The 16,403-nt window shown below is 68.9% G+C and carries 16 protein-coding genes; 8 read left to right on the top strand and 8 right to left on the bottom strand.

The features are described from left to right. Window positions 1–2: 2 nt before the first annotated feature. Both AC07NB_RS10245 and AC07NB_RS10240 read right to left on the bottom strand, forming a co-directional pair. Window positions 3–341: a DMT family transporter gene (locus AC07NB_RS10245; RefSeq protein ID WP_494570773.1), complete on the bottom strand. Its 339-nt coding sequence runs from the start codon at window positions 339–341 to the stop codon at window positions 3–5. Then, window positions 338–916 (bottom strand): TetR/AcrR family transcriptional regulator, encoded by a 579-nt coding sequence (locus tag AC07NB_RS10240; RefSeq protein WP_494570772.1) that lies wholly within the window; start codon window positions 914–916, stop codon window positions 338–340. The genes AC07NB_RS10245 and AC07NB_RS10240 overlap by 4 nt, the downstream gene beginning before the upstream one ends. An 83-nt stretch (window positions 917–999) precedes the next feature. Here AC07NB_RS10240 and AC07NB_RS10235 point away from each other — a divergent pair, with 83 nt between their 5' ends. From AC07NB_RS10235 to AC07NB_RS10205, 7 genes are all read left to right on the top strand, one after another. Further along, on the top strand, window positions 1,000–2,826 hold the full coding sequence (locus AC07NB_RS10235) for an ABC-F family ATP-binding cassette domain-containing protein (RefSeq protein ID WP_494570771.1): 1,827 nt from the start codon (window positions 1,000–1,002) through the stop codon (window positions 2,824–2,826). Window positions 2,827–2,882: 56 nt separating this feature from the next. Then, the gene (locus AC07NB_RS10230) at window positions 2,883–3,866 is read left to right on the top strand and encodes an alpha/beta hydrolase (protein WP_494570770.1); all 984 of its coding nucleotides are present in this window, start codon (window positions 2,883–2,885) and stop codon (window positions 3,864–3,866) included. 643 nt (window positions 3,867–4,509) lie between these two features. Continuing rightward, window positions 4,510–5,556 (top strand): ABC transporter substrate-binding protein, encoded by a 1,047-nt coding sequence (locus AC07NB_RS10225; protein ID WP_291836261.1) that lies wholly within the window; start codon window positions 4,510–4,512, stop codon window positions 5,554–5,556. Further along, window positions 5,549–6,304, top strand: coding sequence for an ABC transporter ATP-binding protein (locus AC07NB_RS10220; RefSeq protein ID WP_291836264.1), 756 nt, complete (start codon window positions 5,549–5,551; stop codon window positions 6,302–6,304). The genes AC07NB_RS10225 and AC07NB_RS10220 overlap by 8 nt, the downstream gene beginning before the upstream one ends. Beyond that, window positions 6,301–7,053, top strand: coding sequence for an ABC transporter permease (locus AC07NB_RS10215; RefSeq protein WP_492312439.1), 753 nt, complete (start codon window positions 6,301–6,303; stop codon window positions 7,051–7,053). The genes AC07NB_RS10220 and AC07NB_RS10215 overlap by 4 nt, the downstream gene beginning before the upstream one ends. A 74-nt stretch (window positions 7,054–7,127) precedes the next feature. Continuing rightward, complete coding sequence (locus AC07NB_RS10210) at window positions 7,128–8,018, top strand: hypothetical protein (protein ID WP_494570769.1); 891 nt, start codon at window positions 7,128–7,130, stop codon at window positions 8,016–8,018. Continuing rightward, window positions 8,015–9,109, top strand: coding sequence for a DUF2336 domain-containing protein (locus AC07NB_RS10205; protein WP_291832597.1), 1,095 nt, complete (start codon window positions 8,015–8,017; stop codon window positions 9,107–9,109). The genes AC07NB_RS10210 and AC07NB_RS10205 overlap by 4 nt, the downstream gene beginning before the upstream one ends. 154 nt (window positions 9,110–9,263) lie before the next feature. Here AC07NB_RS10205 and AC07NB_RS10200 read toward each other — a convergent pair whose 3' ends face one another. From AC07NB_RS10200 to AC07NB_RS10175, 6 genes are all read right to left on the bottom strand, one after another. Then, a complete protein-coding gene (locus AC07NB_RS10200; RefSeq protein WP_492834119.1) occupies window positions 9,264–9,695 on the bottom strand; it encodes a Ros/MucR family transcriptional regulator in 432 nt (143 codons plus the stop codon). Between the two features lie 143 nt (window positions 9,696–9,838). Further along, window positions 9,839–11,056 (bottom strand): DUF2336 domain-containing protein, encoded by a 1,218-nt coding sequence (locus AC07NB_RS10195; RefSeq protein WP_494570768.1) that lies wholly within the window; start codon window positions 11,054–11,056, stop codon window positions 9,839–9,841. Between the two features lie 81 nt (window positions 11,057–11,137). Next, complete coding sequence (locus AC07NB_RS10190) at window positions 11,138–12,010, bottom strand: DUF1349 domain-containing protein (RefSeq protein ID WP_494570767.1); 873 nt, start codon at window positions 12,008–12,010, stop codon at window positions 11,138–11,140. Window positions 12,011–12,135: 125 nt separating this feature from the next. Beyond that, window positions 12,136–13,116, bottom strand: a complete 981-nt coding sequence (cysK, locus tag AC07NB_RS10185; RefSeq protein WP_291832608.1) for a cysteine synthase A — start codon at window positions 13,114–13,116, stop codon at window positions 12,136–12,138. A 140-nt stretch (window positions 13,117–13,256) separates the two neighbouring features. Further along, window positions 13,257–14,765, bottom strand: coding sequence for a methyl-accepting chemotaxis protein (locus AC07NB_RS10180; RefSeq protein WP_494570766.1), 1,509 nt, complete (start codon window positions 14,763–14,765; stop codon window positions 13,257–13,259). Between the two features lie 130 nt (window positions 14,766–14,895). Next, complete coding sequence (locus AC07NB_RS10175) at window positions 14,896–15,384, bottom strand: Lrp/AsnC family transcriptional regulator (RefSeq protein ID WP_492312434.1); 489 nt, start codon at window positions 15,382–15,384, stop codon at window positions 14,896–14,898. Between the two features lie 84 nt (window positions 15,385–15,468). On the opposite strand from AC07NB_RS10175, the gene AC07NB_RS10170 reads away from it, so the two are divergent. After that, complete coding sequence (locus AC07NB_RS10170) at window positions 15,469–16,383, top strand: EamA family transporter (RefSeq protein ID WP_494570765.1); 915 nt, start codon at window positions 15,469–15,471, stop codon at window positions 16,381–16,383. Window positions 16,384–16,403: the final 20 nt, after the last annotated feature.

The raw sequence follows: 16,403 nt of genomic DNA, 5'->3' as shown, positions 1-16,403 counted from the left end.
CGTCAGTGACTGACCGACCTGGAGAACAGGTTGATCACCAGCACGCCGCTGACGATCATCGCCAGCCCGGCGATGGCCGGCAGGTCCAGCTTCTGTTTGAACAGCACTGCCCCGATCGCCGCGATCATCACCACGCCCAGCCCGCTCCAGATCGCGTAGGCCAGCCCGACGGGGATCTGCTTCAGCGCGATCGACAGCAGGTAGAAGGCGATCAGGTAGCAGAGGCCCATCCCCAGCGTCGGCCACGGCCGGGTGAACTGCTGGGACATCTGCAGCATCGTCGTCCCCGCCACTTCCAGCCCGATGGCGCCCGCCAGGGCGGCCCAGGTCAGCGGGTTCATCGCGCCGTCTCCATCAGGGTATGGCCCGGGGTCAGCAGCGACAGCAGCGCCCGGCGCTGGTCCGGCGATACGTCGTAGACTCCGAAGATGTCCGACATCCACAGGCCGTCGGCCACCAGTCGCAACAGCAGGGCGTCATCCGCCCCGACCGGGTCGGTCGGATCGTCCGCCCGCACCGGAGCCGTCGCTGTCGACCAGCGCTCGCGCAGGGACGGCTCGATGGCGCAGGCGGCCAGGATGGCCCGCCCGATGCTCACGTCTTCCGAAGTCACCGCATCGTTGATCGTCACGCGCAGATAGGCGCGCGCCAGCCGTCCGTACGGCTCCGGATCGCGCGCCGCCTCGTCCAGGATCGATGCGCTGAACGTCTCGCCCAGATAGTCCACCACGCCTTCGAGCAAGGCCATCTTGGTCGGGAAATGATGGAGCAGCGCGCCCTTGCTGACCGTGGTGCGCGCCGCGACCGCGTCCAGGGTGAAGCCTCGGGGCCCCAGTTGGGCGACGACTTCCAGCGCCTTGTCCATGATCTCGGCGCGGGTGGTGTCGGGCGCGCGGCGGCGTGTCTTGATGTCCATTCGCCTTACATACCGGCTGGACGGTAAGGGTCAATCGCGCAAGGCCGTGGCGATGCGCCGCCCCCTCCTCTATATGGCCCGCCATGGCTGCCCGTCCCCCCCTCGTCGCCCTCAAGGATGTCCGTCTTCAGGACGGTCAACGCCCATTGTTCGACGGTGTCGACATGGCCATCGAACCGCGCACCCGCGCCGCCCTCGTCGGCCGCAACGGGGCGGGCAAGTCGACCCTGATGAAGATGGTCATGGGCCTGATCGAGCCCGACGCCGGCGACCGCTCGGTCCAGGCCGGCGTTCGCTTCGCCTATGTCCCGCAGGAGCCGGACATCGCGGGCGAGACCCTGCTCGACTACGCCGCCTCGGGCGGCGCCCAGCCCTGGACCGCCGAAAGCTGGCTGACCACCTTCGGCCTCGACCCACACAAGCCCGCCGTCAATCTTTCGGGCGGCGAGACCCGCCGCGCCGCGCTGGCCAAGGCCTTCGCCGAGGAGCCGGACCTGCTCCTGCTCGACGAGCCGACCAACCACCTCGACATCCTGGCCATCGAATTGCTGGAGAGCGAACTGCTCTCCGCGCGCTTCTCCGTCCTGGTCGTCAGCCACGACCGCGCCTTCCTGAACCGCGTCACCCAGTCGGTGCACTGGCTCGAAGGTCGCCGCGTGCGCACGCTCGACAAGGGCTTCGTCGCCTTCGACGACTGGGCCGACAAGGTCATGGAAGAGGAGGCGGAGTCGCTGCGCCGCCTGACCAAGAAGATCGAGGCCGAGACCTACACCTTCTACCGCTCCATCACCGCCCAGCGCACCCGCAACGAGGGCCGCGCCCGCGCCCTGATGGCCATGCGCGCCGACCGCGCCGATCGGGTCAAGGACCTGCCGCGCGAGCTCCAGCTCGGCGTCGACAGCGGCGTCACCTCCGGCAAGCTGGTTGCCGACCTCAAGGGCGTCAGCAAGCGGTTCGGTGATCGCGTCATCTTCAAGAACCTGACCACCCGTGTCATCCGCGGCGACCGACTGGCCATCGTCGGTCCCAACGGCGCGGGCAAGACCACGCTGGTCAAGGTCTTGCTGGGCGAACTCCAGGCCGACGAGGGCAGCGTCCGCCTCGGCGCCAATCTCGACCCGGTCTATCTTGATCAGTCCCGCGAGGGCCTGAAGTCCGACATGACCCTGTGGGACGCCCTCACCCCCGGCGGCGGCGACTCCATCCTGGTGCGCGGCGTCTCCAAGCATGTGGCCGCCTACGCCAAGGACTTCCTCTTCTCCGAGGCCCAGCTGCGCCAGCCGATCTCGACGCTGTCGGGCGGCGAACGCAACCGCCTGCTGCTGGCCCGCGCTCTGGCCAAGCCCGCCAATATGCTGGTCCTCGACGAGCCGACCAACGACCTCGACATGGACACGCTCGACAAGCTGGAAGAGCTGCTCGAGTCCTATGACGGCACCCTGATTCTGGTCAGCCACGACCGCGATTTCGTCGACCGCCTGGCCACCTCGACCATCGCGATGAATGGCCGCGGCGACATCGTCGAAACCCCCGGCGGCTGGACCGACTTCATTCGCCAGAACCCCGGGTTCCTCCAGCCCGGCGCCAATCCGCGCCCACAGGACAAGGAGGCCGCCAAACGCGCCGAGACCAACCCCGCCCCGGCCTCCGTCGCCGCCGCGCCCAAGAAGCCCGGCAAGCTGACCTTCAAGGACAGCCATCGCCTCAAGGAGCTGGAAGGCCTGCTCGAAAGCCTGCCCGGCCAGATCGCCAAGCACGACGCCGCCTTGGCGGATCCCGAACTTTACAGCCGCGATCCAAAGGCCTTCGACCGCGCCATGACCGCGGCCGCCCGGGCGCGCGAGCAGCTCGAGAACGCCGAACTGGAATGGCTCGAGCTGGAAGAGAAGAAGGCCGCGCTCGGCGCCTGATTTCGGCGTCCGAACGCCGCATCGCCAAGCGCGGCCGTTCGGCCTAGCCTTCTGCCATGCCCGCTGCCGTCCGCCGTCTTGAGCTGACCCCGTCCGAACGCCGCGCGGCCGCCCGGACCAACGCCGCGCTCGGCGTCATGCCTCGCCTCAAGACCGACGGCTGGCGACTGCAGGCCGGCCAGTGGGCCAGCGGCGCCTTCGGGGGAGCGGCCCAGGCGGTCACTGCGGCCTGGCTCCGCCGTCGCGGCGTCCGCGTCGAGACCCTGTGTATTTCCTCTCCCGACGGCGACGTCACCCTGCGCATCCTGCATCCGCCCGGCCCGCCGCGCGGCGTGGTCCTCGACATGCACGGGGGCGGCTGGGTTGTCGGCAGCGCGGGTCTCAACGATCATCTCAACGCCGACCTCGCCGCCGAAGCCGGCCTGGCCGTCGTCTCGGTCGACTATCGCCTGCTCAGCGAAACCCGAGGCGTCCTGCTCCAGCACGCCATCGCCGACTGCGCCGCCGCGGGGCGCTGGCTGATCGACCACGCCGCCGCCCGTTTCGGCACGACCGATGTCTTCATCTGCGGCCAGTCCGCCGGCGCCCACCTGGCCGCCCTGACCACCATGGCCCTGCGCGACGAGGGCCGCCTCGGCGCGGTGCGCGGCTGCGTCCTGGTCTATGGCGTCTACGATCTCAGCGGCACGCCGTCCGTCCGCGCCGCGGGCCGGGACGCCCTGATCCTCAACGGCCCGACCCTGGCCGCCGATCTCGGGCGCCTGCTGCCTGATCGCGACGAGGCCGGGCGCCGTCGTCCCGACGTCTCCCCGCTGCACGCCTCAATGCGCGGTCTCCCACCCGCTCTCTTCATCGCCGGTGATCTGGATCCCCTGCGCGACGACAGCCTGCTGATGGCCGACGCCTGGTCCGCCGCCGCGCGCTCGGAGTTGATCGAGATTCCGCTCGCCCCACACGGCTTCATCCATTTCGGCGGTCCGGTCGCCCGGCGAGCGCTCAAGGAAATCAGCGGCTGGCTGGACCGCAACGTCTCCGGGTGAGCGAATTTCCGGGCGATTCGGATCAGAATTGACCCTGTTTCGCGCCCCTGTGAATAACGCTGCAATAGCTTCACAATTCGAAGAAATTCGTTGCCGTACGAAAGTCGATACAGGGTTCGGACAAGTTTTATCCCGAAAATCGTCCACAACCGGATGATTCGGGGTGCTTGCTGGATCCGGGATTTGGAGCGAGCTTGATCAGGCCGAGGGACACGGCGGCGCGGAAATCCGGGGAGACCCGGGGCTCAAGGCGAACCGGCCCGGCTCTCTGACCCGACGCTGCGGGCGGTCTTTGGACCGTAACGGGCGGGAGGCAGGATCAAGGCTCCAAGGGAATGTCGAAGGCTTCGGCCAGAGACGGAACCGGAAGGGAACCGGATCAGGATCGAAGGACGGCGCAGGCCAGACCTGTGGAACGCCGGAGACCAGGAGCGCGAGAAGATACAGCTGACCATCGCCGGGGTTCGCTCCGCTGATGCTGAAGCCAGGGTCTGAAACCTCAAAGGCCAAGTCCAACCCGGACTTGGCGAGGGGACGAGGAGCACCGGTTCGCCGAGGCCCTTCGTCCCCTCGCTCAATTCCGGCGTCTGGCGCCGTTCTCCTTCGCCCTTTCGCCGCCATCGCCTTGGCCGTACATAAGGCCATGACCTCGCGTGGGAATCGCCGTTTCGCACCCGACCGCCGCACCCTGCTCGCCGGAGCCGGGGCTCTGGCCGCCACGACCGTGCTGGCGGGCTGCAACCGTTCCGAGGTCGAACCCGACGCCGATGGCCGCATTCGCCTGCGCTTCGCGACCGACTGGCGCGCCCAGGCCGAGCACGGCGGCTTCTATCAGGCGCTCGCCTCGGGGGCCTATGCAAAGCGCGGCCTGAACGTCCAGATCATCCAGGGTGGCCCGGGCGTGAACGTGCCTCAGCTGCTTGCCGCCGGCGCCGTCGAACTGGGCATGGGTTCCAACAGCTTCATCCCCATGAGCCTGGTCGCCGAGGGCGCCCCGGTGAAGGCCGTCGCCGCCTTCTTCCAGAAGGATCCGCAGGTCCTCATCGCCCACCCGGATCCCGCGTTGAGGAGCATCGCGGACCTGGCGGGACGCCCCTTCCTTCTGGCCGACGCCTCGATCAACGCCTTTTGGGTCTGGCTGAAGGCCAGGTACGGCTTCACCGACGATCAGGTCCGCAAATACACCTTCAACCCCGCGCCCTTCCTCGCCGACCCGCGCGCCGTGCAGCAGGGCTATCTGACGTCTGAGCCCTACACGATCGAGAAGGAGGCGGGCTTCGAGCCGCGCGTCTTCCTGCTCGCCGACGAAGGCTACCCCTCCTACGCCACCATGGTGCTGGCCCCGAACGCCTTCGCTCGCGACAACGGCGACGCCCTGCGCGGCTTCATCGCCGCTTCGGCCGAAGGCTGGCGCGACTACATCCAGGGCGACGGCAAGGCCGCCGACGCCCTGATCCGGAAAGACAATCCGGAGATGACCCAGGACATTCTCGATCAGGCCCGCGCCAAGCTGAAGGCCAACGGCATCGTCGATGGCGGAGACGCCGCCCTCTATGGCCTCGGAACCATGACCAACGAGCGCTGGCAGGCCTTCTTCGACGTCACCAGCCAGGCCGGCGTCTATCCGACCAACCTGGATTGGCGGCAGGCCTTCACCACCCAATACCTGCCCGGGCGTGGCCGTGGCTGACGTCGTCGCGGCGCTGACCGGCGCCGTCGTCCGCTATGCGGACCGGGCCGCCATCGGCCCCCTGAACCTGTCTGTCGCCCCGGGTGAGATCGTCGCCGTCGTCGGCGCCTCCGGTGCGGGCAAATCGACGGCCCTGCGCCTGCTCGCCGGACTGGAGCGCCCATCCGAGGGCCAGGCGATCACCACCGCCCCGGGCCGCACCGCCTTCGTCTTCCAATCTCCCACCCTGATGCCCTGGGCGGACGCCCAGACCAATGTCGCCCTGCCGCTCGAGCTGTCCGGAACGCCGAAGGACGAGGCCCGCGCCCTGGCCGCCGCCGCCCTCGCCTCCGTCGGCCTCGGCGAACGCCTGACCGCCCGCCCGCGCCAGCTCTCGGGCGGCATGGCCATGCGCGCCTCCCTGGCCCGGGCGTTGGTCACCCAGCCCGACCTGCTCCTGCTGGATGAGCCCTTCGCCGCGCTCGACAGCGTCACCCGCCGCCATCTGATCGAGGACCTGCACAGCCTCTGGGCCGGACGGTCGCCACGCCCCGCCATCGTCTTCGTCACCCATGACATCGAGGAAGCCGTCTATCTGGCCGGACGCACCGTCGTGCTCGACGCCGTCAGCGGACAGGTGGCCATGGCACGCCCGACGCCAGGCGATATCCCGCGCCAGGCGGGCTGGCGCGCCGATCCCGATTACCGCGAGACGGTCGAGACCCTGGCCGCCGCCCTCGCCCACGCCATGCCGGACCGCGTCGCGTGAGCCGCCTTGTCGCCCCGCTGGCGCTGATCGCCCTGCTGCTGGCGGTCTGGGAGATCGCCTGCCGCCTGTGGCAGGTCCCCGTCTACTTCCTGCCGCCGCCCAGCGCGGTCGTCGTCTCCCTCGTCGAACGCGCGCCCATCCTCGCCGGGTCCGCCCTCCAGACCTTCCGCATGGCGCTGCAGGCCCTGGCTGTCGCGGCCCTGCTCGGCGGCGGCCTGGCTCTGGCGGTGTCGATCAGCCGCACGGCCGAGCACGCCGTCCGTCCGCTCGCCGTGGCCCTGCAGGTGACCCCGATCGTCGCCATCGCGCCCCTCGTCCTGATCTGGGCCGGGCTCGACCACGCCGACCGCGCGGTCGTCGCCCTGGCCGCCGCCGTCGCCTTCTTCCCGATCTTCTCGGGCGTCCTGACGGGGCTGAAGTCCGCCGACCCGGACCTCGAACGCCTGTTCGACCTCTACGGCGCCTCACGCATCCAGCGCCTCATTCGCCTGCGCATCCCCGCCGCCCTGCCCTTCGCGCTGGAGGGCCTTCGCGTCGCCTCGGGTCTGGCGGTCATCGGGGCGGTGGTCGCAGAGTTCGTCTCCGGCTCCGGCGCGACCCAGGGCCTGGCCTGGCGGCTGCTCGAATCCGGCAACCGCCTGCGCACCGCCGACATGTTGGCGGCCCTGATCTGCCTGATGGCCATGGGGCTGGCGCTCAGCGGTGTGGTCGGTCTCGTTGAGCGCCGCGTGCGGGCGTATCTCTCCTGATCCGGGCGTTAGCGACGGGTTAAGCCCGCCGCGGATACCGTGCCTCTCCAACTCCCCGCGTTCGGAGACGCCCCTTGCGTCGCGCCAACTGCCAGACCCTCAGCCTTGCGGTCCTCGTCCTCGCGACGACGGGAGCCGTCGGCGTGGCCGCCGCCCAGACCCCGGCGCCGACCCAGGCCCGCTATCTGAACTGGGCCGGCCGCGGAGCCGGCGCCGCCGCGCCTGCGCTCGCCGACGTCTCGGCCCGCCCTGACGCGCAACCGCGCCGCTCCAATCGTGTCATTCCTCACGGCGGCGCCTACGAGGCGCCTCCCGCAACCCCGACCGTCGCCTCTGACGCGCCGCGCCGCACCCTGACCCCGGCCACCGCCTGGCTCCGCGCGCCTGCGCCCGTTGCGGCGCCGGCGCCGGTGGCCATGGCCGCCCCGGTCACGCCACCGCCACCAGCGCCTTCGGCCCGCGCCGTTCCCGACTTCCTCCCTGACCAGGGCGGACGGGGTCAGCCGGCGCCCGCCGAGATCGCCCTCGCCGCTCCTCCTCCCGCCGCCGCCGTCGCGGGTCCGTCGGACGACCCCATGGCGCCTCGCCGCGACGCTCCGATCTTCCGCCTACAGCGGACGCCGGCTCCCGCTCCGGCGGCGCAGGCCGCCCCGGCCCCTCAGGAGCAGGTCGAGGCCGCCCGCGCCGCGCCCCCGTCCCCTCGCGTGGCCATGGTCGCCGCCAACCCCGAGGATCGCCCCTCCGCCCAGAGCGCCCGCTACTATTCGGTGCATCGCCAGAACGGGCGCGAACCCGATGCCCTGACCCTGCCCCAGCCGACCTATGTCGACGCCCTGGCCATCACCACGCCCGTGACCATTGCATCCCAGGACCTCGCCCAGCCGGAGCAGGCCCCGACCCTGATCCGCGACGCCCAGGGCCGTGTCCGCGCCCAGCCCGCCGCGCCGGAAGGGGATTATCAGTGAGCGACACCGTGGCCGTGTCGCGCCTGCCCGATCTGATCGCCCTCGCTGAAGAAGGGTCGAGCGAGAAGCGCCGGGCCCTGCTGCGCGAACTGACCGAGCATTTCTTCGGTTCGCCCGCGCGCACCGCGACCGAAGACACCCTGTACGGCGCCGTCCTGGCCAAGCTGGCCGACGATATGGAGACGGCCGTCCGCGCGGAGCTCTCCAGCCGCTTCGCCAACACCCCGGATGCGCCCCACGCCCTGATCCGCCGCCTGGCCAATGACGAGGCCGCCGTCGCCGGCGCCGTCCTGGCCCACTCGCCCGTGCTGACCGACGAGGACCTGCTGGGCGTCGTGCGCAACCATGGCCAGGATCACCTGCGCGCCGTCTCGGCACGCCCTTCGGTCTCCGAAGCCATCTCCGAGGTCATTGTCGAGCGCGGCGATGACGAGACGCTCGGGACCCTGCTGCGCAACGACGGCGCCCGCCTGTCGCGCAAGGCCTCCGAGGTCGCGGTCGAGCGGGCCAAGGCCAATCCGGCCCTGCATGACGCCACCGTCTCTCGCGCGGGCCTGCCCGCCGACCTGCTCAACGATATGTATTTCGTCGTCGAGGCGCGTCTGCGGAACCAGATTCTCGAACAGAACGCCCGCATGGATCCGGCCCTGCTGGACGCCGCGCTCGCCGCCGGCCGCGCGCGCGTGGCCACCGACGACGGCGCACTGCCCGCCGACTATTCGGAATGCCTCGCCTACGTCGAGGAGCTGAAGGCCGCTGGGCAACTGACGCCCCAGATGCTGGCACGCTTTCTCCGCTCGGGCGGGCGGACGTCCTTCCTGATCGCCTTGGCCCAGTTGTCGGACATCGACTTCCACACCGCGCGCCAGATCGTCGACCGGCGCGAGCTCGACGCCCTCGCGGTGGTCTGCAAGGCGGCCGATCTCGATCGCGCCCTGTTCCTCACCTACGCCGTGGTCTTGTTGAACGACGACGGCGACGCCATGGCCAAGGCCCACTCCTACGCCCGCATGTACGCCGAACTCAGCCGCGAGGCGGCTCTCCGCACCCTGCGCTTCTGGCGCATGCGCCGCGGCGCGCAGGCCGCATGACGAGTGGCTGATGTTTGCAAATTCTCTGGTCGCGGAAGGGCGGCGCGGCCGCATGCTGGTGGCCAGCCACTAATCACTGGCCACTAGTCACTTCACACGCGCAAACGCCCGCCGGAGCGATCCGGCGGGCGTCTTCGTCTGTCCTTGCGGACGCTTACTTCTTGGCGCGGGTCGCGGCGCGGGCCGGCTTACGGCCGCCCTGGCCCAGGCCCATCTGCTTGGCCAGATCCGAACGCGCCTTGGCGTAGTTCGGAGCGACCATCGGATAGTCCTTCGGGAGGTTCCACTTGGCGCGGTATTCCTCGGGGCTCATGTTGTACTTGGTGCGCAGGTGGCGCTTCAGCGACTTGAACTTGCGACCGTCTTCCAGGCAGATCAGATAATCCGGCGTGATCGACTTGCGGACCGGAACGGCGGGCTCGCGGGGTTCCGGCTCCGGCTCGACCGCACCGGTCGAAACCTGCGACAGCGCCGCGTGGATGCTCGAAATCAGGCCAGGAACTTCCGAAGCCTGCACGTTATTGTTGCCGACATAGGCCGACACGATATCGGCGGTCATCTCGAGCAGTTGCGAAGTCTCTTCCATAGCCATCCCGCCTACAATCTCTGTTCGGTTCGACTGAATCAGCATCGACCAATCGTCGGCGCTTTGAATAGAGAGCTTCTGTTTTGAAAGCAATGGCGGCGTGTCAGCACCTCAAATCTGATGAGGCACCACGGCTCGATCGTTCAGCGACCGAAGTTTTCCGCCAACGCCAGCATCGCCGCACGCTCCGGGGCCGAATAGTCGTCCACCCCCTCCTCCTCGCCGTCCCGGATCGCCCTGAGTAGAGCGGGGGTCAGGGCTGAAGACAGCGACCAGTTCCAGTAGCGCAGGACTGTTTGCGCCCGGTCAACGGCCAGCATCTCATAGGTGATCTGCACGCGTTCCCAGACCGGATCGGGAGAGCCGTCCAACAGAGCTTCAGGACGCCGCATGGATCGCCACAGCAACTGAAGCTCGCCCCGTCCAAGCCCCGTGGCCTTGCACAGGATAGCCAGCGGCTCGCCGCCCGGATCGCCCAGGATCTTGGCCCCGGTGATCGGCTTCACCCCGGACAGGTAGGCGATCTCGGTCGCGATCTCTCGCGACAGCCCCATCTGGCCCGCGGCGGCCACCGCCTCCTCCAGGCCACCGTAAGGGCTCTTGGCGATGGCGGCGCGGTTCCGCTGGCGGCGCTCTATGAACTGCAGCGCCTTGCGCGACACCGGGTCCTGCCAGCCCTCTTCGGCGGCCATGGCGAAGACGTCCTCGGACACCTCCTGCATCACCTCCCGGGACACGGCGAACCGCTGCAGGATGGTCCGGCGATCCTCCGGGCCGCTCCACCAGAACATGACGTAGGCGCCCGACGGGCGCAGCTCAGGCCGTTTCAGCAGGTGGGCGCACAGGTGCCGGTCCGTCCGGCTCAGGCTCACCACCCCTTCGACCGCCACCTGGCTCAGCCGCGCCGTCGTGTTGCGCAGCACCGCCTCAATGACCTGGCTCTCGCCGAAACTCAGCAGGGTCTCGCTGACCACCTCCGACAGGCCGCGACGGCTGGCCATCAGGAAGCGGTGCTCGACCTCGGCGTCCCGCGCGCAGGCGACCAGATCGGCGTCGGACAGCGACGCGCATTGCTCGATCAGCAGGCCGGCGATCTGCGGTTCGTCACGCAGCAGCATCCGCGCCAGCGCGTTGGGCAGCTCCGCCAGCGGGGCCAGTCGCGCGGCCACCCTGCGCCGGTCTTCCGGAGAGGCCAGCCGCAGCATCTCGACCAGCAGGTCGCCGGTCACCGACCGTTCGAACGCATTGATCCGGCTGGCCGGCAGGGACACCACGTCCGCCAGTCGTTTCAGCAGCGCATGGCGCGCGCGAAGCCCGGTGACGGGCGCGGTCTCCTCGGGCTGGGCAGCGGGCTCGGACATATCGTGCCCACGATAGATCGCGCGCGGTTAACCGCCTGTGACGACCGCCGGCCTCCGACAACCTAGGGTAAAGCCTGTTCTTCAGTCGCCGAGAAGCGCCAGCAGGTCGGCCTCCGGCAGGTTGGGATCGGCCAGCGGATTGGCGCTCACCTGCCCGTACCAGTCCGGCGAAACCTGCGGACGCGGGCGCGAGAAGCGGATCCAGTCCGCCTCCAGGATCATATCCACAGGCGCGTCGCGATTGACCTCGCGGTTGATGACCTCCGGATTCTCAGGTCCCGGCGGAACGGCGTCGCTGGTCGTGTAGGCGATCAGCCCGACCTGCATCACCGGGCTGTTCTCCATTCGATAGAAGCGGTCGCGCACCCGCCAATGGGTCTCGCCCTCCGGCCGCGCCAGGGCGATCAGCACCATGCCGACCCGCACCAGCCGCAACTCGACCCATCCCGTCGGGAACGGCCGTAGCTTGAGCGAGGAATAGCTGTTGAAGGTGGATTTGGTCTCCGTCATCGGCTCGCCGGCGACATGACCCATACCGGTGGTGATGAAGTGCCAGTTCTCGGCCCTCGGCGCCCATTGCGCGGCGCTCAATCGGCTGGGGACCCGCGTCATCAGCCCGCCCAGCGACCAGGTCCCGCCGGGGATATCGCCCGCATGGCCGCGCACCCTCACCCGGGCGCGGACGTCGAAATCGCCCCGCACCTCACGGAACAGAAAGGGCGCGTTCAGGTCGCGCACCCAGGCCGAATGATAGGGCTCCAGATGCAGCGCGCCCGGCATGCTCTCGCCGACATCCAGGGCCTTGATCTTGTCCGGCCAGCCAAAGGTCTGGTCGAAGCGGCTCCAGCCGGTCAGCGCCCCGTCGTTGAACTCATCCGACAAGGTCGTCAGGTCGTCCTGCGCCAGGGCGGACGAGGCGGCGAGCAGGCTCAGACAGGCGAGAAGGGCGCGCATGACCGCTCCATCGACGAACAAGGGTCCGCCAATGCGCCGCGCCGCGCCCATCCTGTAAAGTTAAGCTTCGGTCAGGTTCGACCCGCTTCCGCCATGCGCCTGAAACGAACCGGTAACAGACTCGCCTACAGCCCCTCGAACAGGGCCGTCGACAGATAGCGCTCGGCGAAGCTCGGGATGATCGCCACCACTGTCTTGCCCGCGTTCTCCTCGCGCGCCGCGACCCGGAAGGCGGCCGTCAGCGCGGCGCCCGACGAGATGCCGACCGGGATGCCCTCGAGCCGCGCCGCCTTGCGCGCCATCTCGAAGGCGTCCTCGTTCGACACCTGTTCGACGCCGTCGATGACCGAGCGGTCGACGATGGTCGGGATGAAGCCCGCGCCGATCCCCTGGATCTTGTGCGGCCCCGGCTCGCCGCCCGACAGCACGGGCGAGGCGGTCGGTTCGACCGCGATCATCTGCACCGAGGGCTTGCGCGCCTTCAGGGCCTGGCCGACGCCTGTGATGGTGCCCCCCGTGCCCACGCCGGCGATGATGATGTCGACCGCGCCGCCCGTGTCGGCCCAGATTTCCTCGGCCGTGGTCTCGCGGTGGATGGCGGGGTTGGCGGGATTGTCGAATTGGGCCGGGCTCACGGCGCCGGGCGTCCGCTCGATCAGGTCCTGCGCCATGGCGATCGCGCCCTTCATCCCCTTCTCGGCCGGGGTCAGGACCAGCTCCGCGCCCAGCAGGGCCAGCATCTTGCGGCGCTCGATCGACATGCTCTCCGGCATGACGAGGATCAGCTTGTACCCCTTGGCCGCCGCCACGAAGGCCAGGGCGATCCCGGTGTTGCCGCTCGTCGGCTCGATCAGCACGCTGCCCGGCCCGAGCTTCCCGGCCTGCTCCAGCGCCTCGATCATGGCCACGCCGATCCGGTCCTTCACCGAGGCGATCGGGTTGAAGAACTCCAGCTTGGCCAGCACCCGCGCCTTGGGCTGATATTCGGCCGACAGGCGCGGCAGCCCCACCAGCGGCGTGTCGCCGATCGTGTCGATGATGGAGTCATAGATCTTGCCGCGGCCCGATTTGCGGTGGCGGCTGGCGTCGTACGAAGCGTCGGTCATGGGGAGGTTTCCGGGCGGCGATCAGAGCGTGACATTAAAGCACGTTCTGCGGGACTGAACCTCTCCGATCTGGGGTAGGCGCGTCATGACGCAAGGGCCGGATGAAGCCTTCGCGGTTAGCTCGACGCCCGTTCAGGCGATCAGAACTCCTGCCAGCCGTCCTCTTGCACCGCCCCGCCCGCCGCGCCGCCGCCGGCGAAGGCGACGATACGGGCCCGCTCGCGCGCCAACGGCGCGGGCGGAGCCGCGCGGGGTCGAAGGGTGTGCACCGTCGGCGTCGCGGCTCCCGTCCGGGTTCCCGTCTCGAAGCGTTCGACCAGGGCGGCCAGTTGCGCGGCCTCGGTCTTCAGGTTCGCCGCCGCCGCCGTGGTCTCCTCGACCATGGCCGCGTTCTGCTGGGTGACCTGATCCATCTGGTTCACCGCGCTGTTGACCTGCTGCAGGCCCGTCGCCTGCTCCTGCGCCGAGGCCGAGATTTCGGACACCAGCGCGTCCATCTCCGCGACCCGCACGACAATGGCCGACAGGGCCGATCCGGCTTCGTCCACCAGCTTCACCCCCGCCGCGACCTGGCTGGTCGAGGCCGAGATCAGCGCCTTGATCTCCTTGGCGGCCTCCGCCGACCGCTGGGCCAGGGATCGAACTTCCGACGCCACGACCGCGAAGCCGCGACCGGAGTCTCCGGCCCGGGCCGCCTCGACCCCCGCGTTCAGCGCCAGCAGATTGGTCTGGAAGGCGATCTCGTCGATCACCCCGATGATCTCGCCGATCTGCACCGAGCTCTTCTGGATTTCATCCATGGCGGAGATGGCGTCGCGCACGACTTCGCCCGAGCGTTCCGCTTCCGAGCGCGCGCCCGCCGCCGCGGTCGAGGCCTGCCGGGCGCCCTCGGCGCTTCGCTTCACGGTGGCGGTGATTTCGTCCAGCGCTGCGGCGGTCTCTTCCAGCGAAGCGGCCTGCTGCTCGGTGCGGCGCGACAGGTCGTCGGAGGCCGACGAGATCTCGTCCGATCCGCCGCGCAATCCGCCGACCGCCTCCGTCACCTGCGTCAACGCCGCGCGCAAGCTGCCGACCGCCGAGTTGTAGTCCTCGCAGATGCGTTGGTGCCCGCCGCTCATCTGACCCTCGATCGAGGTCGTCAGATCGCCGTCCGACAGACGCGACAGGCTGGAGGCCAGGGATTCGACCAGCATCGTCTGCGCCTGTTCCGCCTCGATCCGCGTGGCCTCGTTCCGGCGGCTCTCCTGTTCCTCTCGGGTGATGTCGACGGCCAGCTTGATGACCCGAACCGGGCGACCGTCCGCCCCCATGATCGGATTGTAGGAGGCCTGCAGCCAGATCTCGCGGCGCCCCTTGGCCAGCCGCCGGAACTTGCCGGCCGCGAACTGCCCCTCGTTCAACGCGCGCCAGAAGGCCGCGTACTCGGCCGAGGCCGCCTCGTCGGCGTCCATGAAGGTGCGGTGGTGCGCGCCCCGGATCTCATCCAGGCTGTAGCCCATCGCCAGCAGGAAATTCTCATTGGCGTTGATGATGGTGCCGTCGAGATTGAACTCGATCACCGCCTGCGAGCGGCCGATCGCCGCCATCCGCCCTTCAAGTTCGGACACCTTGTCCAGCAGTTCAGTGTTCTGACGACGCCCGGTGAACATGACAGCCTCCCGCATCGGGCGATCACAATCGCGTCGCCACCCATGATTGTATGCTGCTGCTCGGTGGCTTTACGATTGGTTGTCCAAGTCTCGCGGATAAACCCGTAGGTTGCTATTAACCCTCAAGTAATCAGCCCTGACCGGACAAGACCGCCCGGGCCGGATCGAAGCTCACGACTTCGCGAATCGTGATCATGCTCTTGAAGGCTCGAACATGAGTGTCGGTGGTCATCTCTCGTTGGCAGAAGGCTTCGTACTCCGCCATAGACCGCACTGAGACATTCAGCAGGAAATCCGTCTCTCCCGTCACGTCCCAACACGCCTGGATTTCCGGACTGGCGGCCATGGCGGCCTTGAAGGCGTCGGTGTGGCGGCGTTCCTGGGTGTTCATCTCCACCAGCACATGCAGCACGATGCGGGGCTCCACCCGCGCCGGATCGACCACCGCCACGTCGGCGACGATCACCCCCTCGGCCCGCAACCGGCGCAACCGGCGCAGAACCGCCGACTCCGACAGCCCTACGGCCTCGGCCGTCACCCGGGCCGGCTCCAGATTGTTGCGTCGGACGCGTGCGAGCAGCTTGTGATCAAACGCATCGAGGGTGACGAATTCCGTCATAGATAGAACTTTTATGACGATTTCAGCCGGATTGGAACCTGAAATCGCCGGGAAGCGCAACCGGTTCCGGACTATGCTTTCCTTATGTACATGACCGCCGCCCGCCGCTCCCTGTCCTCCCCCGCCTTCCTGACGGCCATGCCCTACCTGGCGTTGCTGCTGGGAATGGTGTCGCTGGCGATCGGCACGTCGTACGCCAAACAGCTCTTCCCTGTCGTCGGCGCCGAAGGGACCTCGGCCCTGCGTGTCGGCCTGTCCGCCCTGGTGCTGGTCGCGATCTGGCGGCCGTGGCGGTTCCGCCTTAACCGCGCCGACGCCGGACGGGTGCTGCTCTACGGCCTGGTGCTGGGCCTGATGAACCTCAGCTTCTACATGTCCCTGCGCACCACCCCCCTGGGGCTGGCCATCGCCATCGAATTCTCCGGCCCGCTGGTCCTGGCCCTGATCCACGCGCGGCGGCTGATCCATTTCGTCTGGATCGCCTGCGCCGTCGCGGGCCTGGGCATGCTGCTGCCGATCTGGAGCGGGGCCCATGCCCTGGATCCTATCGGCGTGGCCTTCGCCGCCGCCGCGGGCGTGTTCTGGGCGCTCTATATCGTTTTCGGCAAACGCCTGTCGCACATGCATGCGGGCCAGTCGGTCGCACTGGGCATGAGCACCGCCGCACTGGTCATCCTGCCCTTCGGCGTCGCCACCGCCGGGATGAACCTGCTGGCGCCCGCCGTTCTGATCGTCGGCCTCTGCGTGGCGCTGGCGTCCAGCGCCCTGCCCTATTCGCTGGAGATGATCGCGCTCCGCCACATCCCTAAACGCACCTTCGGCGTCCTGCTCTCCGGCGAACCGGCCATCGGCGCCATTGCGGGCCTGATCCTGCTGCACGAACAGCTCAGCGGCATGCAGTGGCTGGCCATCGGCTGCATCATCGTCGCCTCGGTCGGCGCCATCTTGACCACCGGCCGTGACGCGCCGTCCGACGCCCCGGTTCCGACCGCGAACTGAGTTCCCGCGCGGCCGAATCC

It is taken from the genome of Brevundimonas sp. GW821-FHT09G01 (assembly GCF_059416065.1).
Note: the sequence above shows the minus strand (reverse complement) of the source record. Positions and strands in the feature narration are given on the sequence as shown.